Here is a 1,277-nt window from a genome sequence, read left to right on the forward strand (position 1 = left end):
CACTGCATTGTGTTCAAACTCGATAATAAACCATTTTGTTGAGGAGTCAGCCTGACAGACGACAGACAACAATAATATCAGCAACAGCGGTGCCGCAAAGAGTGAGTGTCTAATAATTATAACCTTGCATACGGGTGGAGAGAGAGGAAGGATAGATCAAGAAAATAAGTATTTTTTCTGTCAAAGACACTTTGTTAAAAACCAAAGGTTGTACCGGGTGAAAACTCATCGAAGCCATGTACCGGATTAGCCCGTTACTCATGCAATTTGCATTTTTTAGAGCAGGGGCCCTGGTCCCTATTATCAGGCTTCCATTTTTGATGTCTTGTTTTATGACCCGACAGGGCTTGAGCACTCCTGCAGGCTGTCTCACATAGCTGTGGCCGAGCATCCTCACTGACCACTTTAACTTCACAGGTTTTTCGCCTTCTATGGGCTTTGCTTCTGTGCGATGACAGGGCCTGAGAATTCCTGCAGAGAGCCCCGCACGGCTGCGGCTGGCCATCATCCCCGACTATTGTTGCGTCACAGGTTTTTTGGCCGCTGTGGTGGGTTCTTTTGTGATCCGACAGGGCTTTAGCATTCTTGCAGACCTTCCCGCATTGCCGCTGTAGGCCATCCTTCCCGACGACTGGTGTTTCACAGGTTTTTTTCCCGCTGTGTACGCTTCTTCTGTGAGTCGACATGAATTGAGCATTCTTGCAGATCATCCCGCATGGCCGCGGTTTGCCATCCTTTCCGACTAATGTCAGGTTGCAGGTTTGTTGCCCGCTGTGGTCTCTTCTCTTGTGATAGAATAGGTTTTGATTATTCTTGCAGACCTTGCCGCATGGCCGCGGCTGGCCATCCTCTCCAACCACTGTCATTTCACAGGTTTTTTGCTTGCTGTGTACGCTGCTTCTGTGACTCCGCAGAGATCCGGCATTCTTGCAGACCACCTCGCATGGCCGTGGCTGACCATCCTTCCCAATCACAGTCACTTCACAGGTTTGTTGCCCTGTGTGTTGTCTGTTTTTGTGATTCCACAGAGTTATAGTATTTTTGCAGACTTTCCTGCATGGCCGCAGCTGACCATCCTCTCCGACCACGATCACATCGCAGGTTTTTTGCTCTGTGTTGTGTTTCTTTTTGTGATATAACAGAGCTTGAGCATTCTTGCAGACGGTCCCGCATGGCCGCGGTTGGCCATCCCTTCCGACCACAGTGAAACTACAGGTTTTTTGCCCGGTGTGGTAGTTGCTTTTGTGAACCGACAGGGCTTTGGCATTCTTGGAGAC

At 49.3% G+C, this 1,277-nt stretch carries 1 protein-coding gene; it reads right to left on the bottom strand.

Annotated elements, in window-relative coordinates:
- Window positions 1-254: 254 nt before the first annotated feature.
- Window positions 255-1,277 (bottom strand): hypothetical protein (locus KDK18_RS06585; protein WP_257254073.1); only part of this gene is annotated, 1,023 nt, incomplete at its 5' end.

This window comes from Endozoicomonas sp. SESOKO3 (genome assembly GCF_024606255.1).